This window comes from Acidobacteriota bacterium (assembly GCA_040754075.1).
Taxonomy (GTDB): domain Bacteria; phylum Acidobacteriota; class Blastocatellia; order UBA7656; family UBA7656; genus JBFMDH01.
The window spans coordinates 38,375-56,139 of record JBFMDH010000015.1 but is presented as its reverse complement, the minus strand read 5'-3'; the positions used below and the strand labels follow the sequence as shown (position 1 = coordinate 56,139).

Annotated in this window: 16 protein-coding genes; 9 read left to right on the top strand and 7 right to left on the bottom strand. The window is 50.3% G+C overall.

Annotated elements, in window-relative coordinates; genetic code table 11:
- Positions 1–85: 85 nt before the first annotated feature.
- Together AB1757_16905 and AB1757_16900 are read right to left on the bottom strand one after the other, a co-directional pair.
- The gene (locus AB1757_16905) at positions 86–406 is read right to left on the bottom strand and encodes a multidrug efflux SMR transporter (protein MEW6128722.1); all 321 of its coding nucleotides are present in this window, start codon (positions 404–406) and stop codon (positions 86–88) included.
- A gap of 15 nt (positions 407–421) precedes the next feature.
- Positions 422–1,363, bottom strand: coding sequence for a TIGR03560 family F420-dependent LLM class oxidoreductase (locus AB1757_16900; GenBank protein MEW6128721.1), 942 nt, complete (start codon positions 1,361–1,363; stop codon positions 422–424).
- Between the two features lie 206 nt (positions 1,364–1,569).
- Here AB1757_16900 and AB1757_16895 point away from each other — a divergent pair, with 206 nt between their 5' ends.
- From AB1757_16895 to AB1757_16870, 6 genes are all read left to right on the top strand, one after another.
- Entirely contained in the window at positions 1,570–2,781 is a 1,212-nt protein-coding gene (locus tag AB1757_16895; protein MEW6128720.1) for an MFS transporter, read from the top strand.
- A gap of 134 nt (positions 2,782–2,915) precedes the next feature.
- Positions 2,916–3,593: an NADPH-dependent F420 reductase gene (npdG, locus tag AB1757_16890; protein ID MEW6128719.1), complete on the top strand. Its 678-nt coding sequence runs from the start codon at positions 2,916–2,918 to the stop codon at positions 3,591–3,593.
- Positions 3,594–3,650: 57 nt separating this feature from the next.
- The gene (cofD, locus tag AB1757_16885) at positions 3,651–4,679 is read left to right on the top strand and encodes a 2-phospho-L-lactate transferase (GenBank protein MEW6128718.1); all 1,029 of its coding nucleotides are present in this window, start codon (positions 3,651–3,653) and stop codon (positions 4,677–4,679) included.
- A gap of 27 nt (positions 4,680–4,706) precedes the next feature.
- Positions 4,707–5,363, top strand: a complete 657-nt coding sequence (gene cofC, locus AB1757_16880) for a 2-phospho-L-lactate guanylyltransferase (protein ID MEW6128717.1) — start codon at positions 4,707–4,709, stop codon at positions 5,361–5,363.
- 298 nt (positions 5,364–5,661) lie between these two features.
- Positions 5,662–6,414 carry a coenzyme F420-0:L-glutamate ligase gene (cofE, locus tag AB1757_16875; GenBank protein ID MEW6128716.1) on the top strand — a complete coding sequence of 251 codons (753 nt, stop codon included), beginning with the start codon at positions 5,662–5,664 and terminating at the stop codon, positions 6,412–6,414.
- Positions 6,411–6,644, top strand: a complete 234-nt coding sequence (locus AB1757_16870) for a hypothetical protein (GenBank protein ID MEW6128715.1) — start codon at positions 6,411–6,413, stop codon at positions 6,642–6,644. Before cofE ends, AB1757_16870 begins: the two co-directional genes overlap by 4 nt.
- Here the strand turns inward: AB1757_16870 and AB1757_16865 are convergent.
- Complete coding sequence (locus AB1757_16865; GenBank protein ID MEW6128714.1) at positions 6,619–7,473, bottom strand: ribonuclease H-like domain-containing protein; 855 nt, start codon at positions 7,471–7,473, stop codon at positions 6,619–6,621. The two genes, AB1757_16870 and AB1757_16865, sit on opposite strands and share 26 nt — an antisense overlap.
- Before the next feature lie 367 nt (positions 7,474–7,840).
- Here AB1757_16865 and AB1757_16860 point away from each other — a divergent pair, with 367 nt between their 5' ends.
- The 3 genes from AB1757_16860 (at position 7,841) to thrC (ending at position 10,228) form a co-directional block, all read left to right on the top strand.
- Positions 7,841–8,314, top strand: coding sequence for a PilZ domain-containing protein (locus tag AB1757_16860; GenBank protein ID MEW6128713.1), 474 nt, complete (start codon positions 7,841–7,843; stop codon positions 8,312–8,314).
- A 184-nt stretch (positions 8,315–8,498) separates the two neighbouring features.
- The gene (locus AB1757_16855) at positions 8,499–8,867 is read left to right on the top strand and encodes a hypothetical protein (GenBank protein ID MEW6128712.1); all 369 of its coding nucleotides are present in this window, start codon (positions 8,499–8,501) and stop codon (positions 8,865–8,867) included.
- Positions 8,868–8,902: 35 nt separating this feature from the next.
- The gene (thrC, locus tag AB1757_16850) at positions 8,903–10,228 is read left to right on the top strand and encodes a threonine synthase (protein ID MEW6128711.1); all 1,326 of its coding nucleotides are present in this window, start codon (positions 8,903–8,905) and stop codon (positions 10,226–10,228) included.
- Between the two features lie 287 nt (positions 10,229–10,515).
- On the opposite strand, the gene AB1757_16845 is transcribed toward thrC, so the two are convergent.
- The 4 genes from AB1757_16845 to acnA form a co-directional block, all read right to left on the bottom strand.
- A complete protein-coding gene (locus AB1757_16845) occupies positions 10,516–10,857 on the bottom strand; it encodes a copper-binding protein (GenBank protein MEW6128710.1) in 342 nt (113 codons plus the stop codon).
- Between the two features lie 176 nt (positions 10,858–11,033).
- Positions 11,034–11,903 (bottom strand): SCO family protein, encoded by an 870-nt coding sequence (locus AB1757_16840; protein ID MEW6128709.1) that lies wholly within the window; start codon positions 11,901–11,903, stop codon positions 11,034–11,036.
- Positions 11,904–11,942: 39 nt separating this feature from the next.
- Positions 11,943–12,947: a WD40 repeat domain-containing protein gene (locus AB1757_16835; protein ID MEW6128708.1), complete on the bottom strand. Its 1,005-nt coding sequence runs from the start codon at positions 12,945–12,947 to the stop codon at positions 11,943–11,945.
- Positions 12,948–13,053: 106 nt separating this feature from the next.
- Complete coding sequence (gene acnA, locus AB1757_16830) at positions 13,054–17,484, bottom strand: aconitate hydratase AcnA (protein ID MEW6128707.1); 4,431 nt, start codon at positions 17,482–17,484, stop codon at positions 13,054–13,056.
- Between the last annotated feature and the right edge of the window lie 281 nt (positions 17,485–17,765).

Below are 17,765 nucleotides of genomic sequence, written 5' to 3'. Positions count from 1 at the left end.
TAGCCCAAAATCAAAAACGACAAATTTGTCAGCTTCGTCAGACGAATCAACATATTTGTAGATTCACATTCTCATCCCGAATCGCTCAATGCGCGCCGCTTAAATTAATGCCGATGACGCCGATGATAATGAGCGCCAGCGAAACCAGTTTCAAAGCGTTCAGCGGTTCTTCAAACCAGAGGATGCCGATGGTCGCAATCAATGCCGTGCCCATCCCCGACCACACCGCATAAGCCAGGCTCACATCAATCTTTTTCAATGCCAGCGTCAGCGCGCCGAGGCTGGTGACGTAAAAGATGAACATCAAAATCGAAGGCACCAGTTTCGTAAACCCCTGGGATAGTTTCATACAGGTAGTGCCGGAAACTTCCAGGACAATCGCGACAATCAAAAATAGCCAGTGCATCGCTTACCTCATCGTTTATTTGCGAAATTGCGGAATCACCTCTTCGGCAAACCGTCGTAAATTGTCTGCGCGAAACGGTGGCATCAATAGCATGATGAAATGGGTCACGCCGACTTCGATAAATTCATTGATGCGGTCGCCAATCTCTTGAGCCGAACCCGCGAGCACCCGCCGTTCGGCTTCTGCATATGGCTCGCCCCAGAGTTTGGTCATCATCTGCGCCACCGCCGCTTTTTCTTCCGGCGAATCGGTCACTAAAGTTGCCCCGCCCCAGGCAATTTCAATTTCATCCGGGTTGCGCCCAATCGTGGCGCAGTGTTCTCGCAGAATAGCTATCTTGTGTTTGAAGAGTTCAGGCGAACCGAAGGTGTTCCATTGATCAGCGTGTTGGGCGATAACCTTGAGCATGAGTTTTTCACCCGCGCCACCAATCATCAACGGCGGATGCGGACGACGCACAGGTTTCGGTTCGCAATAAGCGTCTTTGATTTGATAATACTTGCCATCGAAAGTCGTCTGTTTTTCTGTCCACAACGATTTAATAATCCGGCAGGCTTCATCGAATCGTCGTATACGTTCACCGACCGTGTAAAACGGGATGCCATAGGCGTTATGTTCGAGTTCAAACCACGCTGCGCCGACCCCCATAATCAAACGCCCGCCGGTTATGTGGTCAAGCGTCGCGCCCATTTTCGCAAGCACAGCGGGATTGCGATAGGTATTGCCGGTAACCAGGGTGCCGACTTCGAGATTTTGGGTTGCCGCGGCAAGCGCCGTGAGCGCAATCCAGCCTTCCAGACAAGTCCCCGATGGGTCTGTAAAAATCGGAAAGAAATGATCGAACGTCCAGGCGGTGTCATAGCCCAGTTCGTCAATCAATTTCCAGGTGTCCAGGAGTTCCTGCCAGGTTACATTTTGCGGTGGCGTCTGCACGCCGAAGCGAATTGGCTTGGTCATTAACTTTTTCTCCTTTACCGAAATTTCATGGCTCTTTGTTCACGTTAAAGAGGGAAAGCACCGAAGTCAAATCCGCGCGGGTTGTCAATTCTTAGTCGAAAATGCCGAAATCGTTTGGGGAATTCGCTCAAAAATCAGTTAGCCAGCAACCCTGTTTGTTGAAGCCCGTAATATAGTGTTAGCCTTCCTCTTCAACCTGAAAAACCATGAACAAATTATCCGCTGCATCGGTATCGGCTCACGGTCGGCAACTCGCCGATTATCTGGCGCTTGAGCGCAATGTCATTGCCGCATCGACATCGGCTTTTCTGCTGGGGCTGGGTGAAGAGTTATGGAAAAAATTTCTCCCGAAATATCTTGAGGCGCTTGGCGCAAGCGTTTTTGCCATTGGCATGTTTGGCACCGCCAAAGATTTTTTCGACGCCATTTATCAATATCCCGGCGGCTGGCTTGCTGACCATCTCGGACGACGCAAAGCCTTTCTGATGTTTATCGCGCTCGCCTGTCTCGGTTACGCGATTTACCTGTTCAGCTTTTCCTGGTTATGGATTTTCGTCGGGCTGGCTTTCGCGATGGCTTGGAGCAGCATGGCAAGCCCGGCGATTTTTTCTGTGATTGGCGACGCTTTGCCGAAAAATCGGCGCGCGATGGGATTCACGATTCAATCGCTGTTAAAGCGCGTGCCAATGGCTATCGCGCCGTTAATCGGCGGCATCTTCATTGCCCGCATGGGTACGCTTGCGGGCGTGCGACTTGGACTAATCATTACACTGGGGCTGGCATTCATTACCATACTGATTGCCATGCGCATCAATCTGCCGATTCATCAAGGCGAATCGACCAACATCAAAGGCGTCTGGCAATCGTTTCATTTCGCTTTGAAGCGATTGCTCATTTCAGACATCATCATTCGCCTGTGCGAAGGGCTGGCGGATGTGCTGATTGTGCTTTATGTGACCAACGTTTCGGGAATCACTCTGGCACAATATGGTGGACTGGTTGCCTTGCAGATGACGACTTCCATGTTGGTGTACATTCCGGCAGGTAAAATCGCTGACCGCATCGGACGCAAACCATTCGTGATTGCAACCTTTTGTTGTTTCGCATTGTTTCCACTGGCAATCATCCTGGCAAACAATTTAGGGTTGCGGGTCGTGGCATTTATTATCGGTGGCCTGCGAGAAATCGGTGAACCGTCGCGTAAAGCCATGATTATGGATTTTGCCGCGCCACACCTGCGCGCCCGCACCGTCGGTTTGTATTATCTGGTTCGCAGCCTGAGCATTACTCCGGCGGCAGCCATCGGCGGGTTGCTCTGGAAATTGACGCCGCAAACGCCCTTCATTGCGGCATGCGTCATTGGCATCCTGGGCGTCCTGGTGTTTGCTTTTACCGTAGAAGAGCGCTTTGCCAGTTAAGCAACTCAACCTTCATCGCGCCTTGCGCTTTGGAATCATAAAATGCCCGAACATTGACACTGCCTTTTGCAGATGGCAACCTTGAGGTTCATTTTGCAAACTCTACGTATCGAACCAAAGGACAGCCACTCATCATGGACATCAACGAACTAAAAATCGGCATCATCGGCGGCACAGGTGAAGAAGGTCGCGGCTTGGCGCTACGCTGGGCAATGGCGGGCGCGCAAGTCACCATCGGGTCACGCGCCATTGAAAAAGCCCAGGAAGCCACAGACGAATTAAATAAAATTCTCGGAAGCCGGAAGATTCATCACGCCACCAATCAAGATGCCGTCAAAGAAGCCGATTTCATTCTGCTCACCGTGCCTTTCGATTATGCCGCGTCAACTATCGAATCACTCAAAGAACATTTTCGCGCCGATGCGATTTTGATAGACATCACCGTACCGGTCGTTTTCGAGCAGGGGCGCGTGCGTTACCATGAACCCGCCGAAGGGTCAGCAAGCGAACATCTGAAAACCAAACTCCCGGAAAACATTCCGCTGGTTGCCGCATTTAAAACCGAACCCGCGCATATGCTGGCGGATGCGAGCGCCCAGCTTGATTGCGATACCTTTGTCGCCAGCGACCATAAAGAAGCCAAAGCCCGCGTCATTGAAGCCATCAAATATATCGAAGGGTTGCGCCCGGTCGATGCCGGAGTGTTGTACAGCGCGCGTTGTCTGGAGCGCATGACGATTCTGCTCATCGGCATCAATCGCCGCCATAAAATCAAAAATGGACGCTTTCGATTGTTGGGACTAGCGGAATGAGAGGAAAGGCAAAAGGCAAAAGTTAAAAGGTGAAGGTAAAAATCACTCAAAAATAAAATGATTTCTGACAATCAAGCATCAACAACCGACGACCGGCTGCCGACGACCGGCTACCAACGACCGGCTACCGACAACCGGTCACCGAAAATCACTGCGCTTGCGGGCGGCATCGGGGCGGCGAAATTTCTGTTAGGTTTGATTCACCTCTTGCCGCCGGAAAATCTCACCATCATTGCCAACACCGGCGATGACATAGAACTTTTCGGATTGCGCGTCTGTCCCGATATTGACACGGTGACCTATACGCTTGCAGGCGTCATCAATGAAACGATGGGATGGGGACTCGCAAACGACACCTTTGAATCATTGAAATGGATGGCGCGTTACGGCGAAGCCGATTGGTTCAATCTAGGAGATAAAGATTTAGCCACGCATATCTATCGCGCGAATTTGCTCCACCAGGGCGTAACGCTTACAGAAATCACTTCGCGCATTGCCGCGTCGCTTGGCGTCGGCGCAAAAATTTTACCGATGACCGATTCTTACACGCCGACGCGCGTGGTGACCGATGAAGGCGAGATGCACTTTCAGGAATATTTCGTGCGGCGGCGTTGTCAGCCACAGGTGAAGGAATTGCATTTTCAAAATATCGAATCGACGCAACCGGCTGAAGGCGTCATTGCAGCGATACAAACCAGCGATGCGGTGATTATTTGTCCGAGCAATCCGTTTATCAGCATCGGTCCCATTCTGGCGGTGCCCGGTGTGCGCCAGGCGCTGAAACAGACGCGAGCCGAAGTCATTGCGATTACACCGATCATTGCAGGGCAGGCGTTGAAAGGTCCCGCCGCCGATATGCTCCGCGATTTAGGACACGAAGTCTCGGCGCGTGGGGTTGCGGCGCTTTACAAAGATTTCGTGAATACCTTTGTGCTCGATGAATCTGATGCCGATTTAAAAACCTCAATCGAACAATTCGGTTTGCAGGTTGTGGCGATGAACACTGTCATGCAGACGCTTGCAGACAAACAGCGATTGGCTGTAGAAGTCCTAAAAATGCTTACTTGCGACAGCCATAAAGAATAAGAGCGTCCTGGCGGTTCAATTTTTTTAATGACCAAAGCGATTTTAATTCCCATTAAAGAACCGGCGCGCGTAAAAACGCGGCTTGCGAATCTACTCACGCTCGCAGAGCGGCAGCAGTTGGTTTGGGCGATGTTTGAAGATGTCTGTGAAGCGGTGGCACAAACTACCGGAGCCGACCGTATTTTCATTGTCACGAGTTTTGCAAAAGCTGCGGCGCGCGCCCGGTCACTTGGCTTTGAGGTGCTGGGTGAAGAGAGGCAGGAATCCGAGAGCGCTTCGATTGACTGGGCTTCGCAAATTTTGCGCGACAGAGGGTTCGATGCGGCGCTTCGTCTTCCGGCGGATATTCCGCTGGTTGAAGCCGCTGACATTGACGCTTTGCTTGCCGTCGAACTCACTAAACCTATGGTGTTAATGGTTCCGTCATTTGAAGAGACCGGCACCAATGCCATCCTGCGCGCGCCGCCCAATCTCTTCCCTTCGCGTTTTGGTACAGGGTCGCTGGCGCTTCATCAAGCCGAAGCCGCGCGGATTGACGCGCAATGTTTAATCGTTAAAAACGAACGTATCGCTTTAGACATTGATGAACCGCACGACATCAAAATGTTTTTAGCCAAAGGCAAAGCGACCAAAAGTTTGCGTTTGCTTGAAGCGATGCAGATTGCCAAACGCTTCATCGAATAATCCAAGTTGGCAATCTGAAAATGCCCTGAAGGGGCAAAGGAAATTAGCCTGTGGTAACGCCACAGGAAAGTTGGCAACCGCAAATTTTTTCGCTCTGAAAGAGCGATGGATGAAAAACCGTTTCCTGCGCCCCGTCAGGGCGCGATAGTTGTTTGATGCACAACTTCCAGTGGCTTCACCACTGACTAATTTCCCAAGCGCCTCCGGCGCATTTTGAACAGTTGGCAATTTGGTTTGAGTAGATACTTTTTACAGTTGACAACTCCTTGCCGCAACCTGCTACCGTACACACTTGAATATGCTTCCTCAATTCACGGTCATCGGTTTAACCGGCATTCCTGAAATTCAAACGGGCGATGATTTGCCGTCGCTGATTGTCAAAGCGGCGGGCGATGCCAATTTGCAGATTCAAGAAGGCGATGTATTTGTCATTGCCCAAAAAGTGGTCTCAAAAGCCGAAGGTCAGGTCATGAATCTCGATTCCATCACGCCTTCCACCGAAGCTATCGAATGGGCGACGCAATACCATAAAGACGCGCGAATGGTTCAGGTCGTACTTAGCGAATCGCGGCGCATCGTGCGCAAAGAGCGCGGAGTGATGATTTCGGAAACCCATCACGGCTTCATTTGCGCCAATGCCGGGGTTGATCATTCCAACGTCGCGCCGGGCTTTGTGGTATTGCTGCCGGTTGACCCGGACGCCTCGGCAAAAAATATTCAAGCGGCTCTCGAACAGGCATTCGATGCCAAACTCGCAGTGATTATCTCGGACACTTTCGGAAGACCCTGGCGTGAAGGACTCACGAATGTGGCGCTCGGCGTAGCGGGCATCGCGCCGCTGATTGATTATCGCGGCACTACGGATTCATTCGGACAACTGTTGCGCGTCACCATGATTGCGATTGCCGATGAAATCGCTGCGGCGGCAGAGTTGGTGATGGGCAAAACCGATGGTGTGCCGGTCGTCGTGGTGCGCGGACTCAATTATGAGTCGCGCGAAGTCAGCGGCAAAGAATTGATTCGCGCGGCGGAGAATGATTTGTTCAGGTGAACATTGGCATCGCGGTCAGAGGTTCAGGCAACGGTCGCGGGCAAAAACCGCTCGTTCAACCCCGGTATATTTTCTTCGCGGTCAAAGACCGCTCGCTCAACATCCTCGTATTTTTAGTTTTCGTGGTCAAAGACATCTCGCTCGTTTATTTTTGCCGTTTGCCTTTTGCCTTTTTACTTTTGCCTTTTACTTTTGCTTTCCCGCTCACCGCCAGCCGTAACTCCAACTGAAAGCTTTTTGATGTTGCAGACGTTTGATGGTAGCTTCGTCGGCGTGAAAAGGCACTTGCGGGTCTTGCGGACGAGGCAAAAGATTGCGCTCGGCAAACGGCGTTTCACTGATTTTTTTGTTATAGGCGATGGTAAGCAAAGTTTCGAGATTGACGACATCCTGAATGTTATAGGCAAGCAAGGTTTCAAGCGATTTCGGGTTTTTATTTTTTTGATAATCTTTCCATAACAGCACAGCGAAAAATCCATCGACGCCATCAAGTTCGCCGCGCTGGAGTCCTAGCTGGCGTTCACAACCTTTGAGTCCGCCGCGGTAGCCGAGGCTTCTGAGCACATACATCAAATCAATGTGGGCGTGGGGGATTTTAATTTTGAAGTAACGTTCAATAAACGGCACATCAAAACATTTACCGTTGTAAGTAACGATTAATGAATAGCGTTCGATGTCGCGCATGAAATCATTGAGGTTTTCGCCTTTGATGTAGTAAAAAATCCGGCTGCCGTCATAGAGCGCAATGGTGGTGATGGTGTCGCCGTAATTCAACCCGGTAGTTTCAATGTCGAGATAGGCGATGGAGTGGCGAAAATCCGGGAAAAACCGCCAGTGTTCTTTCGATGACAAGAGGTCTGCAAAATAATTCGGATTATTGTATTCCAGTTGTTTGAACGATTCTTCGATGCTTTGGGCATAGAGCGTCCCGTGTTGCCGCGACAGTTTTTGCGGGTCGCTTTGCAGCAACGCTTCCCAGGAAGTGATACCGGCTGCCCAGAGTTTCTGTTCTTTGGCGGCGCTGCAATTGGGTAAATGGCGGAACGTGTTCTTCAGCATTACAGAAGCTTTCTAAAAAAATCGCTGATGGGCAAAGACTCTAAAGTGCCGGGTCGCGCTTGTCAATCAATCGGGGAAAGCCGGCATTGATTGACTTGATGAGTTGCTATCACTGAGACCCCGGGAAATACCTGGAGATTTAGTGAACCTTCGTGTGCTTCGTGCCGCGTGGCAGAAGTTTTCAGGCTGTATTACGCCAACATCGGGAAAGCGCAAAAAAATCAAATTTAAGTTGAGTCAAAAAGAAAATCTGTCTATACTGGGCGCATCTCCAGTACAAACAGTATGGTTTATACTTCAACAACAAATAAAAAACACACCCAAATGTTTCGACAGGTCTCCTGGCCTTGAAGGAGCGAATTTTGTTATGTCTGGCGTATGCGAACGTTGTAACGAACGAACCAGCTACATCATAAACATTTCCGGCGCGAAAGAACTCGCAGTAATGGCGCATCTCGGCTATCGTCTGGTTTGCGATGCCTGCTATGACGATTTGCTTGCCGAAGCCAATGACGTGCGCGAAGACGATGAAGACCGCCGCGCAGAAGATCGCATCGCGGTTTCCATTAAAGCTCTGGTCGAAGGCAACACTTCGCAACTCGAAGCTTTCGCCGAAGAGATGCTGGTCAAGGAAATCAGCCCATCGGGTTTGCGTTTGCAAACCGCGCGTGACATCGAACCGGGAAGCATTGTCAAAATCAAAGTCCATTCGCACAACATCGAAGCGACCGCCATTGCCGAATCGGTCTGGCGCGATGGCGGACAACGCCATGTCGGATTGAAGCTGGTCGAACCGAGCGATAGCTGGGAAGATTTGTATGACCAGCACGCGCCCGAATAAGTAAAAAGGCAAAAGTAAAAAGGCAAAAATAAACGAGCGAGATGTCTTTGACCACGAAAACTAAAAATACGAGGACGTTGAGCGAGCGGTCTTTGACCGCGAGGTCTTCGATTGCGACGGAAAAGCCAGCTTTCAAGCAAACCGTTTCTTAACACCGTTGTCGGGCACATGCCTTCACTACACGATGAATCAAGAAATCGCCGCATTACCAAAGAGTTATGCCGTTTTAATCATCGATATGGCGCATTATCGGGAAACAGAAAGTGAATTGCTGATTAGCGGTTTCCCGTCGCGTGAAGAGGCTATCGAGTATGCCCGTCGTCGCCTGCGTTCATCTGTCGAAGAACTCCGCGCTATGAATCAATCCGCCGCAGAACTTCGCCGGTTGTGGTCTATTTATGGTGAAGACGCGATGGTGATTGAAGAAGCCGGTTATAAAGGTTCAAGCGAATTGGATTTTTTTATCGCCCACCCGGCGAGCGCCGAAGAACAGGATTGGCAGGCGATTGAAAAACGCTTGGGCAAACAGTTGATTAAACGCATTGCCGATTGATTATTCTGCCCGCAATCATTTAACCTACCTCGATTATGAATCAGTCAAAAGCCTTTCTGCGTTGCATTGACGCAACCTGCAATTCTACATTTGCAATCACCGAACGCCTTTATACCTGTAGCGCCTGCGGCGGATTGCTCGATGTCGCCTATGAATTCTATCTGCCGGCGGCAGACGAACTGAAAAATTTATTTCAATCGCGCAAACTTTCAAATCAAGCGATTGACCTGAGCGGCGTCTGGCGTTTTCGCGAACTCCTGCCATTCGTCACAAATGAAGCGAACATCGTCACCATTTACGAAGGCAACACGCCGCTTTACGACGCGCCGCGATGCGCCGAATATGCAGGTCTGAATGAAGTCCGTTTCAAACATCAGGGCTTAAATCCCACAGGCTCATTCAAAGATAACGGCATGACGACGGGCGTCACGCAAGCTCAAGTTCTGGGGGCGCGCGCCGTCGCCTGCGCTTCGACCGGCAACACCTCGGCTTCGATGGCGGCATATGCGGCGCGCGCCGGGATGCGCGGCGTGGTGTTTATCCCTGCGGGTCAGGTGGCTTACGGCAAACTTTCGCAATCGCTCGAATACGGTTCGCTGGTCGTGGAAATCGAAGGCAATTTCGATGACGCCATGCGACTGGTGCGCGAACTTGCCAATGAAAGCGATTTGTATTTGCTGAATTCCATCAACCCGTTTCGCCTCGAAGGACAAAAAGCCATCGCCATTGAACTGATGGAACAGGTGAATTGGAAGGCTCCCGATTGGCTGGTGGTGCCGGGCGGCAATCTCGGCAATTCATCGGCAATCGGCAAAGGCTTAAAAGAGATGTTCGACGCGGGATTGATTGCCGACTTACCGCGCCTTGCCATCATTCAGGCAGAAGGCGCATCGCCACTGTATGAATATTTTATCGCCGAAGACCGCAGCCGCTTTCGTCCGTTTGAATACCCTGTGACGCTGGCGACCGCCATCAAAATCGGCAAGCCGGTGTCGTGGCAAAAATCCATGCGCGCTTTGAATTGGACAAACGGCATTGTCGAGCGCGTCAGCGAACAGGAGATTGCCGACGCCAAAGCGATGATTGGCTTTGACGGCATCGGTTGCGAACCGGCTTCGGCGACGACACTGGCGGGAATAAAAAAACTGGTGGCGACTGCGGTCATCAAACCGTCTGAAACGGTGGTGGCGATACTCACCGGCAACGTGATGAAAGACCCGACCTATTCCATCAACTATCACACCGATAAATTAACCATTGAAGCGGACGGCATCTCCCATCCCATCAAAGGAACGTTTGCCAATAAATCGGTGCAGATTGCCGCCGATAAAGATGCGATTCGCCATCTGCTTGATTTGTGATTGGTGAGGTCGTTGAAGATGAACACTGATAAGGACACGGATAATTTCACGCAAAGCGAGCCAGGACAGCAAAACGCACTGCTTTTTTAAAACCGCATTCACCCACGGGCGTACCGCCGGACGTTCAAGCGTCACGACTATAGCAGTTTGCAAAACGATTTACTCAAGTTGAGGAAGCGGTCGTTGACCGCGTTTCCCGTCATACGCGATCAAAGACCGCTTTCTCAACAGCGACTGAGTAAATTCAATCGCAAGCCGCTCTAGCGAACCAGGTAGGATTTTCAAGTTTATGGTTTGGGTGGCGGTGCGGCGTTTTTATTGGCATTAGTTGATGAACCCGAAGGCTCAGATTTCTTGTCCGCACCCGTTGCGTCGGCTTTTTTGAGGTCGATTAAAACGGTTCCCGAGGTACTGTCTTCAACCGTAAAATTGACCCGATCACCGACTTTTAAGGCGTCGAGCATGGTCTTATCTTTAACGTGATAGGGCATACTCATCGCCGGCATGAACCCTTTAATCTCTTCGTGATTGATTTGCACGGTAGCGGTATCCGGGTGAACCTCTTCGACCAAGCCCTGACCTTGATAAACCACCGTCGGTTTGCGACAGGCAGTTAGCATTAAAAGCATAAATAATAAAATTGCGAATTGTTTTCTTTCCTTGAACAAATTCAATACCTCAATAATCAAAGATGCCGGAGGTCAGAGGTTAGCCGCACACGCTTTATTGAGCTTTCAAGAAATATCAGCCTGATCAGTTGCCCCCCGATTTCAGGTAGATAAGTTTTTAGAGCATCCACCTGTTTTCACTCTTTGGCAAGCTTTTGCAAATCACTCACGACATCGGCAGGTTTCCATTCGTTGCCGCGATAAATCTTAACAAATTTGCCATCCGGCGCAATGAGCGCGGTTTGCAAATTGTGAACGATCTGGTCTTCTTGCGTCGAGTAATAGAGTCCGAAATGGCTGGCGATTTTTTTGATTTCATCGCTTGAACCGGTCGCGTATTCCCAATTTTCAAAACTTTGATTCGGATTATGCTGCACCCCATAAGCGCGAAGCACCGCAGGTTTATCATATTCGGGGTCAACCGTGATGCTCATCAGATGCGCGCGTTTTTGCAATTCCGGTTGCGAGGTTATCGCTTTGTTAATCTCCGCGAAATTACTGGTCATCAACGGGCAATAATCCGGCAACGGGCAACGGGTATAGATAAACGTCAACAGCAAAGCTTTGCCTTTGTACTGGTTAATCGAGATTTTTTTGCCGTCCTGATTGATCAAGGTGAAATCGGGAATCTGTTCGCCGGGTTGTGGCTCTGTAACTTGAGCGGTTGGCGGCAAGGCTTCGCGGCTTTCCTGAGTGACAATGAGATTTTCAATCCACGAACGCGAACCGGCAACCACGAGCGTCGCCTGCACCCGGTCACCGGCGTTCATCTTGTCGAGATAAAATTCATCTTTTCCCAACACCCGAAACGGCATGGTCATGGGTTCCATATAACCTTTGATTTCTTCGTGAGAGATGGTAACGGTTTTCCCGCGCAGATCAACCGCTACGACCTTACCCGCCAGTTCATAACGTTTTTCTTCTTCTCTGGTGCAGGCTTGAGAAGATAGTGTTATTAGTATTAGACCGAACAACAGAGTAAGGCGAACTGATTTGTGATTATTCATGAAACGATTTGTAAAGGTAATTATAAAACTCATAAAAAATCATTTAATTGCCCATAACCTTATAGTCCTGTCAGACGCACCGCTAACCAACCATTTACCATCGGGAGAAAAGGCACAGGACTGAACATAGCTTTTATGCCCTTTAAGAACACGTACTAATTTACCCGTTTGTCTATGCCAGATCATTACCTGATTCAAAATTGCTGAGGCTATCATTTTGCCATTTGGCGAAATAACGGTTGAAAAAACTTCTCCTCTCAACCCACTAATTTGATTTTTTAATTTGCCTGTTTTCACATCCCAAAATTTAATTGTTTTATCGCTACTGCCGCTCAAAAGCGTTTTGCCATCTGGCGAAAACGCAACTGAATTAACTTGCTCTTCGTGTCCGGTCAAAGTTTTGAGGAGCGTTCCTGTTTCGACATCCCATATTGTAATGGTCTGGTTATGATTCGCGCTGGCCAGTAGCACATCATCAGGCGAAAAAGCAGTTGACCAAACATCCGTATGAACTTTCAAAGTTTGGCTGAGAGTTCCTGTGTACATATCCCAAAGACTGATTTCACCATCACTGGCTTCCAAGTTTAAACAGGTGCTCGCCAAAATTTTACTGTCATGGGAAAAAGCCAAGGAAGAAATTCTATACACCTGCGCTTGCAAGGAGAACTTCACTGCCAAAGTTTGCAAATCCCAAATGATGAGCATACCTCCAGAAGCAGCCGCCAGCATTTTGTTATCGAGAGAAAAAGCAACCGAATCTATTGGCATTGTCGAATCGGTATTAAGTTCTGACAGTACCTTTATCAATTTTCCAGTTCGTGCGTCCCAAATCATCACATCTTCATCATTACCGCCGGTAGCAATCAACTTACCATCGGGAGAAAACTTTACCGTTAAAACAACATCGTTGTGTTTTCCAAGAATCTTTTGTAAAGGTTTAGCATTGACTATCGGATTTGTGATTAATGCAACAATCACAAAGACCAAACCAAGAAATTTAAGAAAGGTTTTTAGGAGGGTGTTATAAAAAGTCGCGTCAATCATCTGTATCCCCCATTGATAAAAACACGAAGAACACAAAGAACACGAAGCATAAATTATTTTCTGTTTCGTGTTCTTTGTGTTCTTCGTGTTAAAATCATCTTCACGTTTAATTGCTCTTGGCAATCAATTGCCGCAAAACGTAGGGCAGAATGCCGCCGTGACGATAGTATTCGACTTCAATCGGCGTATCGACGCGCAGTTTCAACGCCACCTCTTCAGTTGAACCATCGGCGCGCGAAATCCTGAGCGTTACGTCCTGTTGCGGTTTGATGTCGCCTTCAAAGCCGACTAAATCGAAGGTCTCGGTGCCGTCAAGATTCAAGCTCTGCGCGTTCACGCCTTCTTTGAACTGGCAAGGCAAAACGCCCATTCCCACAAGATTGCTGCGATGAATGCGCTCGAAACTCTGCGCGACGACCGCCTTGACGCCAAGCAATCGCGTGCCTTTCGCAGCCCAGTCACGGGAACTACCCGTACCATATTCCTGACCGGCAAACACCACCAACGGCACATGCGATGCCTGATACTTAATCGCCGCATCGTAAATGCTCATCGGCTCGCCGTGCGGTTGATGAATGGTCACGCCGCCTTCTGTGCCCGGCGCCATCAGATTTTTAATCCGCACATTGGCAAACGTGCCGCGCGTCATCACCCGGTCATTGCCGCGACGTGAACCGTAGCTGTTGAAATCCGCAACATCGACGCCGCGCTCCTGCAAATAAAGTCCCGCAGGCGAAGTCGCCTTAATCGCCCCCGCAGGGCTGATGTGGTCTGTGGTCACCGAATCGCCGAAAATCGCCAGCGCCCGCGCCTGTTTGATTTCGCAAATCGCCTCAGGTTCCATGCCGAACTTTTCAAAATACGGCGGGTCTTGAATGTAAGTCGATGTCGCATCCCATTCATAAACATCCCCGACGGTCGAAGGAATATCATTCCACATGGGATTTTGTTCAACGAAATTGCTGTAAAGCTTGCGATAGGTTTCCGGGTCAAACGCTGCATACATCAAGGCGCTGACCTCTTCCTGCGTGGGCCAGAGGTCTTTCAAATAAACCGCCTGTCCTTCATCGCTGAGGCCAATCGGGTCTTTGGTCAAATTGACATTGACGGTTCCCGCGAGCGCAAAGGCGACGACCAGCGGCGGACTCATCAGGAAGTTGGCTTTGATGCTTTGATGAACGCGGGCTTCAAAATTGCGATTGCCGCTCAGGACGCTCGCCGCAATCACATCATTGTGGTTGACGACCTCTTCGATGCGCGGGTCAAGTGGCCCGGAATTGCCTATACAATTATGAACCGCAACTGTTCCGGCGATGAAAGAATGGATTTCATTGACCGATAAATCAAAAACCTTTCGCCGTCCCGCCGGTCGGCGATCAATGACTGTCAGCGAAAAAGTCGGCAAGGTCAGCGATTCCTTTTCCAAACAGTAACGTTTCGCGGTATTTTTCGCCCGTTCTTCCAAAGGCGCAAACCAATCACGTACCCCAAGCCAGCGAAACAATTCAACGGGCGACGGAAACCCGCGCGAATCGCGATGCAACGGTTGAAACTTGCGGCTTGTCAGTTTTGGTAATCGCGTAAAACGGTCGTGCCCTTCCAATAACGAATAATGCGGAAACACCACGGTTTCGGTTTGCCATAATTCCGAAGCCGCGATGCTGCGCACCTCAGCGAAGGACAAGGACGGCGCGGCAAGATGCTTTTCCTGTAAACGCTCTGACATCCATAGGCGTTGTTGATTGATTTTATTGATCATGCGCCAATAAACCGCCGCCGCGCTCGAACGCATCGTTTTATCAACGCAATAACGAAAACCGACGTGCTCAATAAACGAAAGTCCGTCGGCAAGTTGCAGCCGCACTTCGATGCGTGGCGAGCCGTCCATTCCTGCCGGATAAGAAGAGGCGGAACGGCGTGTCGGATATTCATAAATTTTCGCGGCGGTGGTATTCACGCCGCAACGATGCAAAAGCTTGAGCATCTGATTCAGCATTTCGCGCAAATCCGCAACGTATTCCGGTTTGGTACTTTGCGAAAAAGCAGGCGGCTTCAAAACTGCATCATTTTCGTTTTTTCCTTGACGATGCAACACAGGCGACCAGCCATCTGCGCCAAACATTCCGCCCAAGTATTCGCGCACCACCGCCAGCGGGCAGGATTCATCCAACACAAATGCCGGAAGTTGGGCAGGCTGATGAATGCGCCTGCCGCAACGCACACCTGATAAAGCGATAATCGCTGTAGTCAATTCTTTGGGCAGAATAATTGTCCATTTGCGCTCGTCGTATTGATTGGCGACCAGGCGTTTGCCGGTTATAAGCTCAATATCATTTAGCACGATTTCACGATCAATCGCCTGTCCGACGTGCATTCGACCTTGCGCCTGTGAGCTGATGGAACCGTCGCTCAAAAGATGGCCAACAAGACGGGCAAACGCCAAAGTTTTTGCCCGTTCCTGCTCATTGGTCATAGTGAAGCGCAGCTCACCGGCTTGCAGTTCATATCTGTTCTCATCCGCATTCGGCTCATCAAGCGGGGACTCCAACCCGACAACGACGCGGTCTTGCCCTAAAATCAGTTGGTCAGCGCGAATCCAATACCCATCCGCGCATAAAATTTTATGGTCGGCAGTACAAACCAATTCGCGCCCGTCTTGCAAAACCAGAGCGATACACTCACGAACGCCTTGGTTCATTCGTTCATTTTGTTTGGCTATGGCTAATTGCCCCTCGGTTGTCGGTGCGAAAATCGCTGCGCCGCCGGTTTCGGAAAAAAGTTCAATCGGACGCGCTGTACCGTCGGCTTGCAAAACCGGCGTTCCTTCGGCAATGCATGTGGTACAACCATAACCCGCGAGATTAAAGCCGATTTGATTGAGGTAAGGCATCAGGTTGGTTTTTTCCAGATACTCCGTCACCACACGCGAACCCGGCGCAAGCGAAGTCTTCACATAAGGTTTCACTCTCAAGCCTTTTTCCGCCGCTTTTTTCGCCACCAGTCCCGCGCCCAGCATCACGCTCGGATTCGAGGTATTGGTGCAGGAAGTAATCGCGGCAATCAATACATCGCCGTGACCGAGATCGACTTTGGCTTTCGGGAATTCGCTTTCCGGGACTTCGCCGAGAACATCGGGCGTCGGGCGATTGTTGACCATTTCGGTCTCTGTCCACACGCTGGTCTCTTTGTCGCTGTCGCCATCGACCTGAACCAGTGGTCCCGTATCTTCGTTTTGCTTACCGCCACCGGCAATCGTCACCAGTTCAGGTTTGAACGCGCCCATCGTCGTCGGAAAGCGGTCATTGAGGTCATCCTCAACTTTATTGTAGCCGCCTTCGCTTGCTTTCTTGAGCATCAACTCGCGGAAGCGGTCTTTGACATCGGTTAAATTGATGCGGTCTTGCGGGCGTTTTGGCCCGGCAATGCCCGGCTGTACCTCTTCAAGATTGAGTTCAAGCACAGTGGTATAGTTGACTTCGCCGCTGCGCGGAATGCCGAACATGCCCTGCGCGGTGTAATACCGGCGCACCGCATCAATCTGCGCCTCGCTTCTGCCGGTAGCTTTCAAATACTGGCAGGTCTGTTCATCAACCGGAAAAAAGCCCATGGTTGCGCCGTATTCGGGAGACATGTTGGCAATCGTCGCCCGGTCTGTGACCGAAAGCGAAGCCGCGCCTTCACCGTGATACTCAACAAATTTGCCAACCACTTTGGCTTTACGCAGCATCTCGGTGCAATGCAACACCAGGTCGGTTGCGGTTACGCCTTCTTTGAGTTTCCCGCTCATATGCACACCGACAACATCGGGCGTCAGGAAATAGACCGGTTGTCCGAGCATCCCGGCTTCTGCTTCAATGCCGCCAACCCCCCAGCCGACAATGCCGAGTCCGTTAATCATCGTGGTATGCGAATCTGTGCCAACCAGGGTGTCGGGGTAATAAACGCCATCGCGTTCCTGAACGCCTTTGGCAAGGTATTCGAGATTGACCTGATGACAGATGCCGATGCCGGGCGGGACAACACCAAAACTATTGAAGGCTTGCATGCCCCATTTCAAAAACTGGTAGCGTTCGCGGTTGCGCTGAAATTCCATTTCCATGTTCAGACGAAAAGCATCGGCGGTTCCCGAATAATCGACTTGAACAGAATGGTCAATCACCAGATCAACCGGAACCAGAGGTTCAATCAGCTTAGGGTCGCGCCCCAAACGCGCGACGGTTGAACGCATGGCGGCAAGGTCTACGAGTAGCGGCACGCCTGTGAAGTCTTGCAACAGGACGCGGGCAATCACGAACGGAATTTCGGCGGTGCGTTCCTCAGTGGCTTGCCAGTTTGCCAGTTCACGCACGTTGTTTTCGGTGATGGTCTTGCCGTCAAAGTTGCGAAGCACCGATTCGAGAACAATGCGAATGCTCACGGGAAGTTTCGAGATTGGCCCAATGCCCGCTTTTTCAAGCTGTGGCAATGAGTAATATTTGCCCGATTGGTTGTCAGCGAAAGTGAAGGTTTGCAGAGTATCGAAGAGATTATGTGTCATATCGTTTAGCCTTATAAATTGCGCTCAAAGAGCCGTTATTGGGTTTTGCAGATGCTGCGTGAATAGTGAATTCCAGTTTACGGGTTGAGGTTATGAAGGTCAAGTTATGGGCTGATTTGCTAAGGAATTTACAGGATTTTCGCAACTTGAGATTGCCGAAAAACCCAAACAACAAATTGCATAATAGGCTCGAAAAAACCGCCGAGGTCGGCACAGAGAACGTAGCGGGTTGTTAATCAACTCTGCGCTCTCTCAGTGCATCCTCGGCGTCCTCTGCGGTT

Bases quoted from the DNA above. Each gene is read 5' to 3' on its own strand.
- AB1757_16845 (MEW6128710.1), bottom strand. From the start codon at position 10,857: ATGCTTTTAATGCTAACTGCCTGTCGCAAACCGACGGTGGTTTATCAA.
- acnA (MEW6128707.1), bottom strand. From the start codon at position 17,484: ATGACACATAATCTCTTCGATACTCTGCAAACCTTCACTTTCGCTGAC.
- cofC (MEW6128717.1), top strand. From the start codon at position 4,707: ATGACCAAAGCGATTTTAATTCCCATTAAAGAACCGGCGCGCGTAAAA.
- AB1757_16900 (MEW6128721.1), bottom strand. From the start codon at position 1,363: ATGACCAAGCCAATTCGCTTCGGCGTGCAGACGCCACCGCAAAATGTA.
- AB1757_16855 (MEW6128712.1), top strand. From the start codon at position 8,499: ATGAATCAAGAAATCGCCGCATTACCAAAGAGTTATGCCGTTTTAATC.
- AB1757_16840 (MEW6128709.1), bottom strand. From the start codon at position 11,903: ATGAATAATCACAAATCAGTTCGCCTTACTCTGTTGTTCGGTCTAATA.
- AB1757_16865 (MEW6128714.1), bottom strand. From the start codon at position 7,473: ATGCTGAAGAACACGTTCCGCCATTTACCCAATTGCAGCGCCGCCAAA.
- cofE (MEW6128716.1), top strand. From the start codon at position 5,662: ATGCTTCCTCAATTCACGGTCATCGGTTTAACCGGCATTCCTGAAATT.
- AB1757_16835 (MEW6128708.1), bottom strand. From the start codon at position 12,947: ATGATTGACGCGACTTTTTATAACACCCTCCTAAAAACCTTTCTTAAA.
- cofD (MEW6128718.1), top strand. From the start codon at position 3,651: ATGATTTCTGACAATCAAGCATCAACAACCGACGACCGGCTGCCGACG.
- AB1757_16860 (MEW6128713.1), top strand. From the start codon at position 7,841: ATGTCTGGCGTATGCGAACGTTGTAACGAACGAACCAGCTACATCATA.
- AB1757_16895 (MEW6128720.1), top strand. From the start codon at position 1,570: ATGAACAAATTATCCGCTGCATCGGTATCGGCTCACGGTCGGCAACTC.
- npdG (MEW6128719.1), top strand. From the start codon at position 2,916: ATGGACATCAACGAACTAAAAATCGGCATCATCGGCGGCACAGGTGAA.
- AB1757_16905 (MEW6128722.1), bottom strand. From the start codon at position 406: ATGCACTGGCTATTTTTGATTGTCGCGATTGTCCTGGAAGTTTCCGGC.
- thrC (MEW6128711.1), top strand. From the start codon at position 8,903: ATGAATCAGTCAAAAGCCTTTCTGCGTTGCATTGACGCAACCTGCAAT.